Raw genomic sequence first — 15,578 nt, forward strand, 5'->3', positions numbered from 1 at the left:
GGCGCCAGCCGGCGCCCAGACCTCCACCGTACCGAGTCATCCGTGGTCGGACCGTCCCCCGACCGCCGTCGCGACGAGCAGCCGAACCAGGTAGACCACGACGAAGGTGACCGCCCCGACTGCGGCGGCCGGGCCGATCGCGCTCGACGCGACGTAGCCGCCGGCGGCGCCCACCGAACCGAGGAAGAGTGCGGTCGAAAGGCCCCAGGCGTCCAGGGACTCACGCCGCAGTCGCCGCAGCGCGCCGTCGGGCTCGGCGCCGACGGCGGGCTCCGTCACGGGCACGTGTTCCGGCCGCGTCGGCCGGGCCTGGGTCGGCACCGTCGGCTGGGCCGGAGTCCGCGACGTCGTCGAGTGCGGCTGCGGTGCCGTCGGCGTGAGCTGGGGGAGCGGGTGGTTCGGTGTCGGCGCGCCCGCTGTCTCGTTGCCTACTTCGAGCAGGTTCTCCCGATGTAGCGGCTTGGTGAGCGTGGCGTCCTGTCGGAGCAGCCGTACCAGTACACGTTCGGCACCCGGCCGATCCGCCGGATCCTTGGCCAGGCACTGCCGAATGAGTTCGTCCAGTGCGGCAGGCAACGCGGGCAGCTCGGGTGGATCGTGCAGCACCCGGTGCATCACGGCGAAGAGCGAGTCATTGCCGAACGGCGGCTGACCGCCGGCAGCGAAGGCGATCGTGGCCGCCCAGGCGAAGACGTCGCACGGTGGACCGACCGCCTCGTTACGGAACCGCTCGGGCGCCATGTAGGCGGTGGTCCCCATGACTCGGCTGGACGCCGTCTCGGTGACTCCCAACGCGCGTGCGATGCCGAAGTCGATCACCCGAGGGCCGTCCTTGCCGAGTACGACATTGTCCGGCTTCAGATCGCAGTGCACCACGCCGGCACCATGGATCGCGGCGAGTGCGGTGACGGTGCCGACCGCGAGCCGGTGTAGGGAGTTACCGGTCACCGGGCCGTGCTCGCGGACGTGTCGGTGCAGGGTCGGACCCTCGATGAATTCACTGACCACATAGGGCTGCTCGCCATCCACCTCGGCGAAGAGCACCTGCGCGGTGCAGAACGGAGCGACCCGGCGTGCGGCGGCGATCTCCTTCACGAACTGCGACCGGGCCCGTGGATCACTCAGATCGGCGTTGATCATCTTGACCGCGACCCGGTCACCAGCGTCGTCCTCGCCGAGATAGACGACCCCCTGTCCACCCGCGCCCAGTCGGCCGATCAGCCGATACCGGCCGGCGGTGACCGGATCGTGCGTCCACAGTTTCGCCAATCCTGGCACCGGCGTGCCGGCCAGTTCTGACATCCCGACTCCATCAGCGTCGTGCCCGGCCACCTGCGGCGCAGGACACGGCCATCGTGCCATGTCCGCCGCTGGTGACCGAGAACTCCGACCACGGGCTGAGGTCGAGGAACGCCCATTCGCAGGGGACGGGACGCTCGCGTGCCGCATCGAGCGTGTGGAAGCCGGTACGCCCGTCGCCGTTGGTAGCCGAGCCTGGGGCCCAGAACGCGACGCCGCCGAGTGAAGCCATCGGCGGTGCCTTCCCTGCCTGCGATACGACTCGCCAAGATCAGGGTCAGGCGACGCCGAACAGCAGGGCGGCAGCGATGGTCTCGATCCAGAAATACCACCAGATCGGGTAGAACGCAGTGGCCTTGTCGGCGATCCGGGAGAACATCCGGCCGAGGGCCATTCCGGCAAGGGCCGCTGCGACGGTGATGACCGCGCCGGTCCGGATATCGCCGATGTCGAGCGCCGCCGCAGCCAGTACGGCGGAGATCGCCAGGCCGAACCCGCCGTAGACCGCACGGATCTCGGACCGGCTTTCTGCTGAATCGATGACGATGCGGAAGGGACGGGCAAGTGCCGCAGGCGCGGCGAGCGCGTAGACGCCCATGCCGAAGAAGAACATCCCGACGATGATGATGACCGTTGTCGTCATTCGCGCCCTCGAACCGCTGGCGTCGTGCGGCGCCCGCAGGGGCCGGACGCGAGCAGGGCCGTCCCCGCCGACAGGACGAGCAACGCGACGGCGTCGACCTGCGCCACCCGGACGACCTGCTGGTTCAGCGATGGGGTGGTCAGCACGAGAAGCAGGAAGGTGCCGAAGCTGGCCGCGTTGATGGCCACCGCGGCGGGGCGCAGGTGCGGGCGGAACGCCGAAACGATCACGGTGACGCCGACCAGGGCCAGCAGGATCGCCCGATGCCGCATGAGCGTCTCCAGGTCCACGCCCGTGACGTCCACGCCATAGGCCGAACGGGCCCAGGCCGGCGACACGGCGCCAGCGCCGGGCAGCACGTTGAGCAATCCGGCCGCCACAAGGAGCCCTTGCCCCAGTCGCCGTCTGATTCGTCCTGGTGGGCGCAGCCCGCGTGTTGGCCGTTCCTCTGCGGTTATGAGCACACGTGCGATCATCGGCTTCGTGGCCGATGTCCCGCTTCCAGAAACGTGTCGTGCCGAGCAGGCAAGAATTTGGATCTGGCTCGGACAGGCGGCCTATCTGGGGCCCTCACTGAGGCTGAAGGCGCACTCCGGTTCCGTGCACTGCTTCGCGTTGGGCGTCGACGGACCGTTCACGCTACAAGCCGACGACATTGGTGAACGGCGTACCCGCAGCGCCCTCATTCAGGCGCGAACACGACACCGGGTCATCGCGGACGACGGCCGGATGCTGTTCTTCTACCTCGACCCTGGCTCGGGCCTGGCGGAGGGTGTTCGCGCTCGGATGACCGAACGCACCTCCTCGGTCGGGCTCGACTATCAGCACGAGTCGTCGCTGATTGGTCACGTACAGGAAACCTCGTTCCCCGATCCGGCCCGACTGCGGGAATTCGTCGACCCTCCGAACCCTGGCGCGATGGACGAGCGGATCCGCACCGCGATCGGCATCATGCGTGCTCACCCTGACCAGAAGATGAGCGCGGCGCAGCTCGCTGCCGAGGTGCACCTGTCGACGTCACGGTTTCTGCACCTGTTCTCGGCGAACGCCCACACCAGCTTCCGCCGGTACCGGTTGTGGGCACGGATGCTGCACGTCGCGCTCGCGGTCGGCGAAGGTATGGACCTGACCCGGGCGTCCATCGAGGCTGGGTTCGCCTCGCCGGGGCACTTCAGCGACAGCTTCCACACCATGTTCGGACTGACCGCGAGCAGGCTACTTTCCGAACACACTCGGCTGGTCGTGCTCGACACGCGATGACATTCACCTGGTGTCCGTACGCCAGTTGAAGAAATATGACACAAGGTGTCAGGTTTTGCGTGGAGCATAGGTTCATCGGTCGGCGCCGGTGATGGGCGCGGACCAGGGCACCGATAGATACGGAGAGACAGGGACCTCCATGCGCGAAACCCCAGAAGATCTCGAAAAGCTCCAAGCCCTCCTTGACACCTCCCTCGCCGGCTCCACCTCCCACCTCCGCTCGATCATCAACACCGCACGCACACTGAACGCGGAGCAGCTCACCCAGGTCCTCACCGGTATGTGCACCCTTGCTCTGTCGAGCGTGACGGCGAAGGGCGAGCCGCGGATCAGCGGTGTGGACGGGCACTTCCTGCGAGGCAAGTGGTACTTCGGTACGGCGCGCGACGCCGCCAAGGCGCGCCATCTCGCGGCGCGACCCGCCGTCAGCGCCGCACATATGCGCGGTGAGGACCTCGGCGTCTTCACGCACGGCACGGTGGAGATCCTCAACCCCCGCAACGGCGACCAGGCCACGGACTGGCCGGACGTGCTCGCGTACTTGAAGGACTTCTACGGCGACGACCCCTTCGACTGGGACAACGACGTGGTCTACTACCGGCTGCATCCGCACTGGATGACCGTCTATGCCCCGGACATCGCCAAGCTCACCGTGGCGTCCCAGCCCTGATCCACAGCACGGGCCAACCGATACGCCTCCAAGATCTGCTTCGTCAGAGGTCTCGTCGCCGCCTAGCCAAGGGCGGACCGTTCAAGCCGGGAGACGGCCCGTTCGCTTCGGACAGACCGATAGCATCCGCGACGCCCTGGAACGAGCTACAGCTCGTCGGGAAAGAGAGCACTGTCAGAGGGTGCGTAACCGCGGTACCGGTAGGAGTAGATCTCACTGGCACACGCATCGGCGCTCCCAGCACGAGCCCCATGAATCGTGCTGACCTTCGACCATGCCTACGTGGCAGCTCTGCGTCCCATGAATCTGATCTTTCCCGGGCTCCCAAGCGGGCCGCCATCCGTACCTGCCGCGCAGTGCACGGCGTGGGGCCACCTACCCCTGAGGGCCAACTACGTCGTTGAGGCGGGGCGGATCGAATGCCAAGGTCAACGAGCTGTGGTAGGCGTAGGAGCTGCGCTGGGTTCGCGGCTGATCGGCCGGCTCTTCGTCACCCGTCCAGACCTTCACAGCTCGATAGGCGAAACCGTCCTGGCTCGCCACCTCGGCGCGGAAGAGAACGTGCTGCCCGCGGGCCAATTTCCGGTATCCATCCAAGGCAATGGCCGAGAAGTGGACCCAGCACCCGCCCGGCACATCCGGGCCGTCGATGACACCCCAACCTGCTTCGGCATCGAAGGTGCGTACTGAACCAACACTCGCCATTGGCCCAGTCTGCACGACACCCGTCGACGTGGTCTGCCAAGTCCGCGTCCGCATCTGCCACCGAGCGGGCGCGCCGTTGCGGCCGGGGGCCGTCATCGATCTGAGACGAGACCGTGGTCGTAGATCGACGTAACGCTGCGATTGTCGGAGCATGGCCGTTCACCCGCTGGCGACGGCGCGGCGGACCACCGCGTCGTTGAGCGCCGCTCTATTGGTACTGGCAGGATTGACGTCCTGCACACCCGCGATCAAAGCCGTCACCGGACTGACCGCGGATGCTGACGGCCGGCCGCTCGCGGCTCTAGCCTGGTGCGCGGACCAGCCGCCGGACGTCGTGGTTCTCCGTATCGCAGACGATCTGGCCTCGCCGTCCCCGTCCGATGCACCGACTCCGTCGTCCAACTGGCCGGAGTGGCGGTACGACGTGCAGCAGCGCGACGCGACCTCACCGGCCACCGTTGAGCTGACGGGCTTCCCGCCTTCGCCGGGCCCTGACCTGGGCACAGGCTTCCGAATGCGCGTACTCACCAGGAACAGCAGCTTCACCTCCCACGACGTGAGCTTCCGGCTTCCTGAACTGGCCGACCTGAAACCAGGATCGGTCTTGATCACCACTATCGAGACCAACGAAGAGGTACAGAAGACCGTCTCCCGTGACGAGTTCGCACGCCTGGGAAGGAACGCCTGCTGAACGCCGGCACAGGGCAGTCATGACACAAGTCCTGGGGCAGTTCGAACATCGGATGGGACCGGGGTGGCTAACCGAACCGGTCAGCGAGCTTCGTCAGCTTGGTGACGTACGCCGCCCAGTCGTAGTCGTGGGGGACGCCAGAGTTCTCCCGCCGCAAGCCGATCGCCCTGTCGTGCTGCTCGCGCATGATGTCGGCGTGCCCGGCGTGACGGGCGAGGTCGGTGGTCACGTGGATGATGATCCTGTGCAGCGTCACGTCCCTTTCGCCTGGGCGCCACCACGGCACATGCCCTGGCGCGTCGAGGGGTAGCTGTTCGATCGTCTGATCCGCGAACACCCCGACGCGGCGATACAGGTTGATCAGCCCATTCTTCGTCTCGCCCTCCCGCGCATACCAGTCTGCCTGCGGGTCTTCCTCGAACGCCTGCATGGGGACCAGTTCCTCAGGCATCGGGAACTCACGCCCGAAGGCAGGCCCGAAGTAGCCGGCTTCGACATTGAGGCAGTGCTTGAGGACCCCCAGCAGGTTATTGCCGGTCGCGGTGCGGGGCAGTCTGGCCTCGCGTTCGCTCAGCCCGTCGAGCTTCCAGATCAGGTTATCGCGAGTCGCCTGGAGGTAGTGGTGCAGCGCAGCCTTCGGGTCGCCCAGATCAGCCATGCCTGCCAGTCTTCCTGATGCGTCCGAGCCATTTCTGCGAGGCGACCGGGAATAGGCAGCTTGATCCGCTGGGCCATCCATCGCGGGCTGACGCGCGTACCGATCTCCACGCTGGCCTGCTGACGCCCGGTATCGGTCGGCACCGATCTCCGGGCCGTGTCGGGCACCTGTCCGGCGCGGCCCGCCCCACCGACGGCTCCGGCCTGGTCGGCAACAGCCAGTCCCGGGTGGTGATGCCGGTCAGAGGGGTGAAGCCCAGGTGGCCGGTCGGCAAGTCGCCGGGTTCGGCGATCGTGACGCCGTGCTGGACGCGTCCGCTGGTGCGTAGATCATCATGCGAGATACGGCAGAAGCGATGGGCTCCCACCCGAGCTTTGGGTGATCCTGCCCTCGTTCACCAGCGGATTGATGTGTTTTCCTGCAACGATGCAGGGCGTGGCAACTGTGAAGACTGTGACGCCCGCCATCTCGCCTCTGGCCGGTGAGCCGTTCGAGCGTGCTGATGCCGAGCGGCTGGCGGGGGTGTTGAAGGCGTTCGCTGATCCGGCTCGGCTGCGATTGCTGAGTCTGATTCAGTCGGCTCCGGAGGGGGAGGCGTCGGTCAGTGATCTGACTGAGCCTCTCGGGCTGTCTCAGCCGACGGTGAGTCATCATCTGCGGATTCTCACTGAGGCTGGTCTGCTTGAGCGTGACAAGCGTGGTGTCTGGGCGTATTACCGTCTCGTGCCGTCTGCCATCGCTGCGGTCGCCGACCTGTTGACCCCGCCCCGCAAACGCGCAACGAAGAAGACCCGCTGACCGACGCCATCGGAGACCGCCGTCAGGCAGCGGAGCCGGTGCTCGACTGCGGTCGCCCGATCCGGGGCGTCCGCCTGAGACGGCACCGAGGCGTTCGCAGATGTCAGGGTCAAGGTGTCCATCAAGGGGTGCGGCCACCAGCGGTCTGCCGCGTGCGTTCCCTTCGACCGAGCCGCCTCGTCTCCACCGGCCCGGCGGATCGGCAGCCACGGACCTGAAGTCGCTTCCATTCCAGGGATCTGCCGTCCGCGCATCGGGATGCAGCCTGCGGGACTGGCCATTCGGCTCGACTGGGGCCGAGGATCGAACGCCCTCCGAAGCTCTCGTCGACAACCGTGATTGGACGTCGGCAAAAATAGACCAGGGCGGGTGGCAGGTTGGTCCACACCGTCCGGCTGACGACGACTTCCTCGAACCGCGATCGGAGAGACGCCAGCAATCGCTGGGCCGATGGGGCCCACCGGGCGTGAACGTAGGCGAATGTGGTGAAGACGCCGGCCGGCTGCAAGACGGTTACCACCTCAGACAGTACGTTCCGTTGCAGTTCTTCGTCGAAAGCCGCCCATGGCAGGCCACTGACCACGACGTCGACCCGGTCGACGCCGCGTTGCACGAGCACCTCGCGGAGGGACGCGGCGTCCGCGACCGCGATGTCGACAGCGGGATGAAGCATGGCCAGTCGCTCGGCGAAGCGAGGGTTGATCTCGATCGCGAGGTGTCGGCCCGATCCGGCCAGGCGCTGCTGGATGGGCGCGGTGAAGGCGCCGGTTCCAGGGCCGAGCTCTAGGACGACGGGACAGCCCGTCGCCGGCACCGAGGCTGTGGCCAGCTCGGCCAGTGCCGGACCGCTCGGCCGGATCGCTCCGACAGTCAGAGGGCTGCGCAGGAACTCGAGAAGAAATGACACAGGTATTGCCCTCTATCGCTCGGTAGCTGAACCGGCTGGAGGCGTCGCCATTCACTGGGTCATGGATTGCCGCCGGTCAGGGTCTCGGGTCGTTCGTTGCGATCGAGGCTGGACCATCGTGGACGGGACAACAATGGTCTCCCGATCCCAGGATCGACAGACCTACGAGCCGCAGGAGAAGCGTGAGGTCGCCGGGCCCTGCGGTCGGGCCAGGTCGACGCGTCCTGACACCCGGTTCCGCGCTCAGGCCGTGCACGCCGACCGGAACACCACTCGACGCACTATTTGCACTCGCTGGGTGGCTTCTCCACATCGACCCTAGATTGTGGTGTTGCGCTACTTGCAAAGACTAGACCGCGATGCGCAACCATCCCTTGACAGCGTTGCATATGTCCCTACGATCGTTGCAAACATGTTAACGGTCGGGGCGGTCGGCGTGGTCCGACCGCCAACTCGATGGAGGAGGGCACATGTCCACAGCACGTCCTCGTCGTACAACTCCGCCAGGTAGCCGGCTGGGCCGGCCGCTTCTGGCCGGCCTGACGGTCGCCGGAACGCTGGCGGCCGTGGCAGTCATGGCTCCTGCGGCGGCAGCGGCGCCGTCCACACCCCTGGGGCCCGAGGTGATCAAGACCGAGCAGGCTCCGGGCGGATACGCGGTGAAGTTCCGCTACCAGGCGCCCCAGGACGTCACCGCCGTCCATGTCTACGGTGACTGGACCTACACAAAGCCCGACAGCGTCGTCTGCAACGACTGCGGCGACGGCCGTCTGCCATGGGATTGGCAACCGGGCGACATCGCGGGTACCCCGTGGCGCACGATCGCCATGGAGCAGGGCTCCGACGGCGTGTGGGAGACCACGGTCCCGCTGCCGGCGGGCACGTTCCGCTATGCCTTCACCCACAACTGCGTCAGCCCGACTGCGGGCGGCTGCACCCTGCACCACGACCCGGCCAACCCATGGGAGATCTTCCCGCAGTATCCGGGCGCCCCCGGCGCGGTGCGCAGCACCATCTGGGTGCCGAGCAGCGCTGAGTTCCCGACCTACGACACCGATTACCAGAAGCCGACGGCACCCCACCAGGCCGGTACGCTCGAATCTCGCCGCTACGCCTCACCCGGCTCGACCAACCCGCCCGGCGTCCACGACATGGTCGTCTACACACCGAACGGCTACGACCCCAACCGGGCAACCCCGTACCCGACCCTGTACCTCAGCCACGGCGGCGGCGATCACTCGACCGCCTGGACGATGCAGGGGGTCGCCCACTACATCCTGGAGAACGCGATCCGGGATGGCGTGGCGCAGCAGATGGTGATTGTCTCCACCGACTTCAACGGCCTGCCCGGCGGCAACCAGGGTTACGCCAACCACCTCCGCGACATCGTCTTCCCGTACGTGGAGCAGAACTACAACGTCTCGACCCGTTCCGTGGATCGCGCGTTCGGCGGCCTCTCGATGGGCGGGAACCGGGCCACCACGATCCTGTACGACAACACCGAGCTGTTCGGCTACCACGCCATCTGGAGTTGGCCGGCGGCGGCCGCGAACGCGGCCCAGGTCGAGCGCATGAAGACCGTTCCCGGTGGCATCCACATCGGCACCGGCCTGCAGGACCGTCTGGGCAACACCGCGCAGTTGTCGATCGCGCGGGTCGCCGCCCTCAAGGCGGAAGGCGTCGACATCACCGAGTACAACGTCGACGGCGTGCACACCTGGCACGTCTGGCGTCCGCTGGTGAACTACTACCTGCGCACCATGGCCTTCCGCACCACCACGACCGGGATCGAGGTCGAGACCGTACCGGCCGGCAAGTCCGGCAACGTGCGGGTGATCGCGACCGCGACGGTGGGCACGGTGAGCACCAACGCCGCCTCGCCGACGGGCAAGGTCGACTTCTATGCCGGCGACATTCACCTCGGTTCCGCCCCGGTCCGGCACGGCGTCGCCCAGTTCCGCAAGGCGGTCAACGGCGCGTTGCTCGACGCTCCGGTGGTCGCGCAGTATCGCGGCGACAAGCTGTTCAACGAGTCGTGGAGTGCCGCGCCGGACGCCGGCTGATCCGACCCGGTTCCGGGCCCCGAACGGCCTTCCATCATCGTTGCATATTGAGCAACGCGCTGAATGCGATGCGCAATCGGGCCTTGACAGCGTTGCATATGTCACTACGATCGTTGCAACTGCGTTAACGACTGACGTAGTTCTGGATCAAGCCGACACACAGTCCGTGAAGGAGAGGTAGATGTTCGTGGCACGTCCCCTTCTCACACACCCGCCGCATCGGCGGCTGACAAGATCCCTGGTGGCAGGTCTCGCGGTCGCGGGAACGCTCGTGGCCGGCGCGGTCGCGGCACCCGCGGCGGCGAAGCCCTCGGCACCCCTGGGCCCCACAGTGGTCAGCACCAACCAGGCACCGAGCGGGCAGGCGGTGACGTTCCGATACCGGGCTCCGGCCGGCGTCGACACCGTCCACGTCTACGGCGACTGGTTCTTCTCCCGCCCGGAGAGCGTCGTCTGCAACGACTGCGGCGACGGCCGCCCTCCCGCACAGTGGCAGCCCGGCGACATCGCGGCCACCCCCTGGCACATTCTGCCCATGGAGCTGAGGGCAGACGGCGTCTGGGAGGCCACCGTCCCGCTGCCCGCCGGCACGTACCGCTACGCCTTCACGCACGACTGCACCAGCAGCACCGCCAGTGGCTGCGCCCTGCACCATGACCCGGCCAACCCGTGGCAGATCATGCCGCAGTACCCGGGTGCGCCCGGTGCGGTTCGCAGCACCGTCTTCGTCCCGAGCAACAAGAAGTTCCCCACCTACGACACGGACTACCAGCGGCCGGTCAAGGCCAACAAGGCGGGCACGCTGGAATCGCGGCGGTACGTCTCGCCGCTGTCCACCAACCCGGCCGGCGTCCACGACATCGTGGTCTACTTGCCGCACGGCTATCGGGCCGACCGGGCCGTGCCCTACCCCACCCTCTATCTGAGCCACGGCTCGGGCGACAACTCGACCGCCTGGACCATGCAGGGGGTGGCGCACCACATCCTGGAGAACGCCATCACCGACAAGGCGGCCCAGCAGATGGTGATCGTCTCCACCGACTTCAACGGCCTGCCCGGCGGTAACCAGGGCTACGCCAACGAACTACGGAACAACGTCATCCCGTTCGTCGAGCAGAACTACCACGTCTCCACCCGGGTGGAGGACCGGGCGTTCGGCGGGTTCTCCGCCGGCGGCAGCCGAGCCTTCACGATCCTGTACGACAACACCGAGTTGTTCGGATACCACGCCGCCTGGAGTTGGGGCGGCCCGGCGGCGAACCAGGCGCAGATCGACCGAATGAAGGCCATTCCCGGTGGCATCTACATCGGCACCGGTCTGCAGGACCGGCTGGGCAACATCGCCCAGAACTCGGTGGCGCGGGCCGCCGCACTGCGCGCGGCCGGCGTCGAGCTCACCGAGCACAACGTGGAGGGCGTGCACACCTGGCACGCCTGGCGTCCGCTCCTGAACTACTACCTGCGCAACGTGGCGTTCCGCACCACCGACACCGGTCTCGACGTGGCGACCGAGCCGGCCGGTCGTTCGGGGAACGTCAAGGTCACCGCCACCGCGACCGTGGACGCGGTGACCGCCAACGCCACCACCCCCGGCGGCAAGGTCGACTTCTACGTGGGCGAGACCTACCTCGGGTCCGCACCGGTCAAGAACGGTGTGGCCCGCTTCCACAAGGCGGTCAAGGGCACTCTGCTGGACGGACCGGTGGTCGCGCAGTACCAGGGCGACAAGCTGTTCAACGAGTCCCGTAGCACTCCGGTGACCATCGGCTAGTCCGGGTCACGGACCCGTGGTGGCACCTCCTGGCAGAGGTGCCACCACGCGGATCCGTACCCGGTGCGTCCCCGGTCCCAGGGCCGAGGTGGCGCGGGTCAGTGCGCTGCGACCGCCTGTGGTGTGTAACCCATCTCCCGGGAGATCAGCGTCGCGGTCTCCAGGAGGAGCGGAAGGCTGTCCTTCAGTGTCTCCAGGCTCGCGATGACCTCGATCGCGGTCATCGAGATGGCGGCGATGACGCGCCCGCGGGAGTCCCGGATGGGTGCCGCGATGCACATGACGTACGCGTCGTGCTCACCGTTGTCCGCAGCCCAGCCCTGCTCGCCGACGTGGACCAGCTCGGCTTCGAGCGCGTCTCGGTCGGCGAACGTCGTCTCGGTGTACCGCTCGAAGACGACGTGCGAGAGCAGCCGGTCGCGTTCGTCGCGGGGTAGGTAGGCGAGGATCACCTTGCCCACCGCGCTCGCGTAGATCGAGACCGCCCGGCCGACCCGGGAGGGCAGCTTGACCGCGTCGAACGCGGGGCTGTCCACCTTGTCGATGTAGACGATCTCGTCCCCGGTCAGCTGGGCAAGATGCACCGTGTGTCCGGTCTGCCGTTGTAGCTGACGTAGATGGGCCGCGGCGAACTGGCGCAGGTCCATCGAGCCGAGTGCCAGCTCGGACAACTCGATGAGCCCACTGCCGAAGACGTACGTTCCCGCGCCGGTCTTCCGCACGAACCGGGCGGATTCGAGCGTCTGGAGGATCCGGAGCGCGGTCGACTTGTGGACGCCGAGCACCTCCGAAGCCTCGGTCAGGGTCAGCGGATGCTCCGCCGACCTGCGGATCAGGTTGATCGCGCGCTGGATCGATTGACCCATCGTTACACCCCCTCGGTTGCGACATGTGCAATGTATCGGATGTGATGCGCAACCGCTACTTGACACCGTTGCATATGTCCCTACGATCGTTGCAAGTCACCATCGAGTGCCCCGTCCCGCTAACTCCGTAACTGGGGAGTAACGATGAGAACCCACCCCTTCCGTCGCCGCACCCTCGCGGCGACCAGCATCATTGGCATCACAGCGGCCCTGCTGACCGGCTGCGGCTCTGGCAGCGGCTCCGAGGACGGCGTCACGACCGTCACGTTCGCCGCCTCGACCTTCGGCGACCCCGGGCGTGGGCCCCAGTTGCTGGAATGGCTCGACGAGTTCAACACCAGCCAGAGTTCGATCCGGGTCGCCGCCGCGGCGGTGCCCTACCCGACCTTCGGACAGACCGTGCTGACCCAGATGGGCAGCGGTCGAGGACCCGACCTGATCCGCTTCGACATGCCCGAGTTCGAGGCCGCCTCGGACGCCGGCCTCATCGCGCCGCTCGACGACGTGATCGACACCAGCGAGTACAAGCTGTTGGAGCAGCCGGACAAGTTCATGGTCCACGACGGCGTACGCCACGGCGTCATCTTCGAGGCGTCCAACTACGCCATGTTCTACAACGCCGACCTGATCCCGAACCCGCCGACCACCTACCAGCAGTTCTTCGACACGGCCCGGACCCTGACCAAGGGCGACGTCTTCGGCCTGGCGTTCCGGCAGACCGAGGCCGAAGAGGCCGGCGTGTGGCAGGACATCTTCAACTACGTCTACGGCTTCGGCGGCGCGTGGTCCGACGGCACGAACCTGACGATCAACTCACCGAAGAACCTGGAGGGCCTCCAGGCGTACAAGGACCTCTACGACGCCAACGTGATCCCGCGCGGCACCGACGCGGCGACCTTCCGCCGCATGTTCGCCGAGGGCAAGGTCGGCATGGAGCTCAACAACGGCGGCTACGTGACGGCGACCCGCGGCCAGAACGAGAACCTCAACTTCAGCGTGGCGCCCATCCCGTTCCCGGTCCGCAGCCAGGGTTCGATCCTCGCGCCCATCGTGATCAACAAGGCGAGCCCCGCGCAGGAGGCGGCAGCCACCTTCATCCGCTGGGCACTGGAGCCGGCCAACCAGGTCAAGCTGCAGGAGATCCTGGGCGCCAGCAGCGTTGCGACGGTGACCGAACGCAGTGCCGAGTCCCTCGCCGAGACGCCGTTCCTGCCGGTCTTCGACGAGCTCACCCCGTCGAGCCTGCCGCAGATCGTGCTCGGGTTCGAGGCCAAGACGCCGGACATCCGCAAGGTCGTGGTGCAGAACGTGATCGCCGCCCTCCAGGGTTCGGTGGATCTCAAGACCGCGTTGGACCGCGCCCAGCAGCAGGCAACCGAACTGGTCGGTTGACCAGCGACGCCGCCGGCGCGAGACCGTTCGCGCCGGCGGCGTCCTAGCGGACAAGGAACGAATCCGATGACTGTGCTGGAGCAGCAGACCAAGGTGCCTCGCTCCGAGGCCCGGCGTCGACGCGGCCCCCGTCGACCTAGCCCGCAGGGAAGCAAATGGACGCCGTACCTCTTCCTGGCGCCCGCGGCCCTGTTCATTTTCGTCTTCCAAGCCGTCCCGCTCGCGCAGGAGATCTTCCTCAGCTTCACGCGTACGACGTTGCTGAACCCCACCGAGAGCACCTGGGTGGGACTGCAGAACTTCGTCCGCATCTTCGGTGACGAGGACTTCCACCGCACCCTCCTCACCACCTTCGTCTACGTGGTCGTCTGTGTCGTCGGCGCGGTCGGTGCCGGTCTCGCCATCGCCCTGCTGCTCAACAGGGGGTTCCGGGGCCGGGGGATCGCACGCGCCCTGGTGACCGTGCCCTGGGCGGCGCCGGGCATCGCGGTCGCGCTCATCGCGACGTGGATGCTCAACCCGCAGTACGGCATCGTCAACCGCTTCCTGGACGCGATCGGGCTCGGCGTGCCCGGCGGCGCCATCCTCGACAGTCCGAGGTACGCCCTGCCCGCGATCCTGGCGACGACCATCTGGCAACTGTTCCCGTTCACCTCGGTGGTGCTGCTCTCCGCGTTGCAGTCCGTCCCGCACGACCTGACCGAGGCCGCGACGATGGACGGTGCGGGCCGATGGTGGACCTTCCGTGCGGTCACCTGGCAGGTCATCAAACCCACCGTCGGGCTGCTCGCCCTCCTGATGACCATCTGGTCGCTGCGACGCTTCGAACTCATCTGGCTGATGACCAAGGGCGGGCCGGTCGGCGCGACCGAGACCCTCGTCATCGACCTCTACTCCCAGGCGTTCGATTCCAAGGAACTCGGGTCCGCCGCGGCGATCGGCATGGTCGGCGTCGTCATTTCGCTCATCGTCATCATGGGCAGCCGGTTCGTCGCCCGCGCCGTCGAGAAGGAGGACTCCCGATGAGGCGGCTCCGTATCGGTCTCACCCTGCGCATCATCACCGTCCTCGTGGTGCTGGGGCTTGCGGTCTTCCCGCTCTACTGGATGTTCGTCACGGCGCTGACGAGCAACGCCGACCTCTTCGGCGAGAAGCCCCGACTCATCCCGGACTTCTCCCAGTTCGCGGTCTTCGTCGACGCGCTCGCCGACGGCAAGGCGACGGGCTGGCTGCTCAACAGCCTGGTGATCGCCGCCGGCACGACAGTCCTCTCGATCGCCCTCGGCATCCCGCTCGGCTACGCGTTGTCCCGGTTCAAGTTCCGCGGCAAGGCCGTGATGACCATCGTGCTGCTGTTCACCCAGATGCTGCCCGAGGCGCTCATGGTGGTGCCGCTGTTCGCCCTGTTCCGGCGCTTCGACCTGCTCGACTCCCTCACCGGGCTCATCCTGGCCAACTCGGCCTTCGTGCTGCCGATCGTCGCGCTGATCCTCAAGGGGGCGATCGACGGCATTCCGCACGAGTTGGACGAGGCCGGCCGGGTCGACGGAGCCCGTCCGTTCACCGTGCTGACCCGCATCAGCATCCCGTTGATCGCACCGTCGATCGCGGCCAGCGCGGTCATCGCGTTCTTCCACGCCTGGAACGAGTACGTCTTCGCGGTGACGTTCATCTTCAACCCGGAGATCCAGCCGGCCTCGGTCGGCATCGCGAATTTCATCGGTGAGCTGGGGACACCGATCCAGACGGTGATGGCGGTCGCCTTCATGTTCACCCTGCCCGCCGTCGCCTTCTACCTGTTCGCGCAGAAGTACGTGGTGGCCGGCATGACCGCCGGCGCCGTGAAGGGTTGATA

The 15,578-nt window shown here is 67.0% G+C and carries 17 protein-coding genes; 9 read left to right on the top strand and 8 right to left on the bottom strand.

All coding sequences use genetic code 11. The annotated features are described in order from the left end of the window. Positions 1 to 36: 36 nt before the first annotated feature. Genes ACIBO1_RS20390 through ACIBO1_RS20405 form a run of 4 tightly spaced genes read right to left on the bottom strand, consistent with a single transcriptional unit; the run spans position 37 to position 2,322 of the window. Positions 37 to 1,302 (bottom strand): serine/threonine-protein kinase, encoded by a 1,266-nt coding sequence (locus ACIBO1_RS20390; protein ID WP_396748707.1) that lies wholly within the window; start codon positions 1,300 to 1,302, stop codon positions 37 to 39. Positions 1,303 to 1,312: 10 nt separating this feature from the next. Beyond that, positions 1,313 to 1,531: a hypothetical protein gene (locus ACIBO1_RS20395; protein WP_396748709.1), complete on the bottom strand. Its 219-nt coding sequence runs from the start codon at positions 1,529 to 1,531 to the stop codon at positions 1,313 to 1,315. 45 nt (positions 1,532 to 1,576) lie between these two features. Then, positions 1,577 to 1,942, bottom strand: a complete 366-nt coding sequence (locus ACIBO1_RS20400) for a DUF4345 family protein (RefSeq protein ID WP_396748710.1) — start codon at positions 1,940 to 1,942, stop codon at positions 1,577 to 1,579. Continuing rightward, positions 1,939 to 2,322 carry a hypothetical protein gene (locus ACIBO1_RS20405; RefSeq protein WP_396748711.1) on the bottom strand — a complete coding sequence of 128 codons (384 nt, stop codon included), beginning with the start codon at positions 2,320 to 2,322 and terminating at the stop codon, positions 1,939 to 1,941. The genes ACIBO1_RS20400 and ACIBO1_RS20405 overlap by 4 nt, the downstream gene beginning before the upstream one ends. Positions 2,323 to 2,398: 76 nt before the next feature. Between ACIBO1_RS20405 and ACIBO1_RS20410 the strand changes: the two genes are divergently transcribed. Together ACIBO1_RS20410 and ACIBO1_RS20415 are read left to right on the top strand one after the other, a co-directional pair. Beyond that, positions 2,399 to 3,202, top strand: a complete 804-nt coding sequence (locus tag ACIBO1_RS20410; protein WP_396748718.1) for a helix-turn-helix domain-containing protein — start codon at positions 2,399 to 2,401, stop codon at positions 3,200 to 3,202. 139 nt (positions 3,203 to 3,341) lie between these two features. After that, positions 3,342 to 3,872 (top strand): pyridoxamine 5'-phosphate oxidase family protein, encoded by a 531-nt coding sequence (locus ACIBO1_RS20415; protein ID WP_396748720.1) that lies wholly within the window; start codon positions 3,342 to 3,344, stop codon positions 3,870 to 3,872. Between the two features lie 375 nt (positions 3,873 to 4,247). On the opposite strand, the gene ACIBO1_RS20420 is transcribed toward ACIBO1_RS20415, so the two are convergent. Then, complete coding sequence (locus tag ACIBO1_RS20420; RefSeq protein WP_396748723.1) at positions 4,248 to 4,577, bottom strand: cold-shock protein; 330 nt, start codon at positions 4,575 to 4,577, stop codon at positions 4,248 to 4,250. A gap of 151 nt (positions 4,578 to 4,728) precedes the next feature. On the opposite strand from ACIBO1_RS20420, the gene ACIBO1_RS20425 reads away from it, so the two are divergent. After that, on the top strand, positions 4,729 to 5,268 hold the full coding sequence (locus ACIBO1_RS20425) for a hypothetical protein (protein ID WP_396748725.1): 540 nt from the start codon (positions 4,729 to 4,731) through the stop codon (positions 5,266 to 5,268). A 67-nt stretch (positions 5,269 to 5,335) separates the two neighbouring features. Here ACIBO1_RS20425 and ACIBO1_RS20430 read toward each other — a convergent pair whose 3' ends face one another. Next, positions 5,336 to 5,926, bottom strand: a complete 591-nt coding sequence (locus ACIBO1_RS20430) for a DinB family protein (RefSeq protein WP_396748727.1) — start codon at positions 5,924 to 5,926, stop codon at positions 5,336 to 5,338. Positions 5,927 to 6,352: 426 nt separating this feature from the next. Between ACIBO1_RS20430 and ACIBO1_RS20435 the strand changes: the two genes are divergently transcribed. Then, positions 6,353 to 6,724: a metalloregulator ArsR/SmtB family transcription factor gene (locus ACIBO1_RS20435; protein WP_350698278.1), complete on the top strand. Its 372-nt coding sequence runs from the start codon at positions 6,353 to 6,355 to the stop codon at positions 6,722 to 6,724. A 121-nt stretch (positions 6,725 to 6,845) separates the two neighbouring features. Here ACIBO1_RS20435 and ACIBO1_RS20440 read toward each other — a convergent pair whose 3' ends face one another. Beyond that, complete coding sequence (locus ACIBO1_RS20440) at positions 6,846 to 7,631, bottom strand: class I SAM-dependent methyltransferase (RefSeq protein WP_396748729.1); 786 nt, start codon at positions 7,629 to 7,631, stop codon at positions 6,846 to 6,848. Between the two features lie 575 nt (positions 7,632 to 8,206). Here ACIBO1_RS20440 and ACIBO1_RS20445 point away from each other — a divergent pair. Continuing rightward, entirely contained in the window at positions 8,207 to 9,694 is a 1,488-nt protein-coding gene (locus ACIBO1_RS20445) for an alpha/beta hydrolase-fold protein (RefSeq protein ID WP_396748845.1), read from the top strand. 241 nt (positions 9,695 to 9,935) lie between these two features. Continuing rightward, positions 9,936 to 11,465 (top strand): alpha/beta hydrolase-fold protein, encoded by a 1,530-nt coding sequence (locus ACIBO1_RS20450; RefSeq protein WP_396748732.1) that lies wholly within the window; start codon positions 9,936 to 9,938, stop codon positions 11,463 to 11,465. A gap of 98 nt (positions 11,466 to 11,563) precedes the next feature. On the opposite strand, the gene ACIBO1_RS20455 is transcribed toward ACIBO1_RS20450, so the two are convergent. Then, entirely contained in the window at positions 11,564 to 12,331 is a 768-nt protein-coding gene (locus ACIBO1_RS20455) for an IclR family transcriptional regulator (protein WP_396748734.1), read from the bottom strand. Positions 12,332 to 12,475: 144 nt separating this feature from the next. Here ACIBO1_RS20455 and ACIBO1_RS20460 point away from each other — a divergent pair, with 144 nt between their 5' ends. From ACIBO1_RS20460 to ACIBO1_RS20470, 3 genes are all read left to right on the top strand, one after another. Next, positions 12,476 to 13,723 (top strand): ABC transporter substrate-binding protein, encoded by a 1,248-nt coding sequence (locus ACIBO1_RS20460; RefSeq protein WP_396748735.1) that lies wholly within the window; start codon positions 12,476 to 12,478, stop codon positions 13,721 to 13,723. Between the two features lie 66 nt (positions 13,724 to 13,789). After that, positions 13,790 to 14,749, top strand: a complete 960-nt coding sequence (locus ACIBO1_RS20465; protein ID WP_396748737.1) for a carbohydrate ABC transporter permease — start codon at positions 13,790 to 13,792, stop codon at positions 14,747 to 14,749. After that, positions 14,746 to 15,576, top strand: coding sequence for a carbohydrate ABC transporter permease (locus ACIBO1_RS20470; protein WP_396748739.1), 831 nt, complete (start codon positions 14,746 to 14,748; stop codon positions 15,574 to 15,576). Before ACIBO1_RS20465 ends, ACIBO1_RS20470 begins: the two co-directional genes overlap by 4 nt. The last annotated feature ends 2 nt before the right edge of the window (positions 15,577 to 15,578 follow it).

It is taken from the genome of Micromonospora sp. NPDC049903, assembly GCF_044460945.1.
GTDB lineage: Bacteria > Actinomycetota > Actinomycetes > Mycobacteriales > Micromonosporaceae > Micromonospora.

What these genes read in the sequence shown, in the direction of transcription:
- ACIBO1_RS20390 (WP_396748707.1), bottom strand. Translation starts at nt 1,302, where the DNA reads ATGTCAGAACTGGCCGGCACGCCGGTGCCAGGATTGGCGAAACTGTGG.
- ACIBO1_RS20395 (WP_396748709.1), bottom strand. Translation starts at nt 1,531, where the DNA reads ATGGCTTCACTCGGCGGCGTCGCGTTCTGGGCCCCAGGCTCGGCTACC.
- ACIBO1_RS20400 (WP_396748710.1), bottom strand. Translation starts at nt 1,942, where the DNA reads ATGACGACAACGGTCATCATCATCGTCGGGATGTTCTTCTTCGGCATG.
- ACIBO1_RS20410 (WP_396748718.1), top strand. Translation starts at nt 2,399, where the DNA reads ATGAGCACACGTGCGATCATCGGCTTCGTGGCCGATGTCCCGCTTCCA.
- ACIBO1_RS20415 (WP_396748720.1), top strand. Translation starts at nt 3,342, where the DNA reads ATGCGCGAAACCCCAGAAGATCTCGAAAAGCTCCAAGCCCTCCTTGAC.
- ACIBO1_RS20420 (WP_396748723.1), bottom strand. Translation starts at nt 4,577, where the DNA reads ATGGCGAGTGTTGGTTCAGTACGCACCTTCGATGCCGAAGCAGGTTGG.
- ACIBO1_RS20425 (WP_396748725.1), top strand. Translation starts at nt 4,729, where the DNA reads ATGGCCGTTCACCCGCTGGCGACGGCGCGGCGGACCACCGCGTCGTTG.
- ACIBO1_RS20430 (WP_396748727.1), bottom strand. Translation starts at nt 5,926, where the DNA reads ATGGCTGATCTGGGCGACCCGAAGGCTGCGCTGCACCACTACCTCCAG.
- ACIBO1_RS20435 (WP_350698278.1), top strand. Translation starts at nt 6,353, where the DNA reads ATGCAGGGCGTGGCAACTGTGAAGACTGTGACGCCCGCCATCTCGCCT.
- ACIBO1_RS20445 (WP_396748845.1), top strand. Translation starts at nt 8,207, where the DNA reads ATGGCTCCTGCGGCGGCAGCGGCGCCGTCCACACCCCTGGGGCCCGAG.
- ACIBO1_RS20455 (WP_396748734.1), bottom strand. Translation starts at nt 12,331, where the DNA reads ATGGGTCAATCGATCCAGCGCGCGATCAACCTGATCCGCAGGTCGGCG.
- ACIBO1_RS20460 (WP_396748735.1), top strand. Translation starts at nt 12,476, where the DNA reads ATGAGAACCCACCCCTTCCGTCGCCGCACCCTCGCGGCGACCAGCATC.
- ACIBO1_RS20465 (WP_396748737.1), top strand. Translation starts at nt 13,790, where the DNA reads ATGACTGTGCTGGAGCAGCAGACCAAGGTGCCTCGCTCCGAGGCCCGG.
- ACIBO1_RS20470 (WP_396748739.1), top strand. Translation starts at nt 14,746, where the DNA reads ATGAGGCGGCTCCGTATCGGTCTCACCCTGCGCATCATCACCGTCCTC.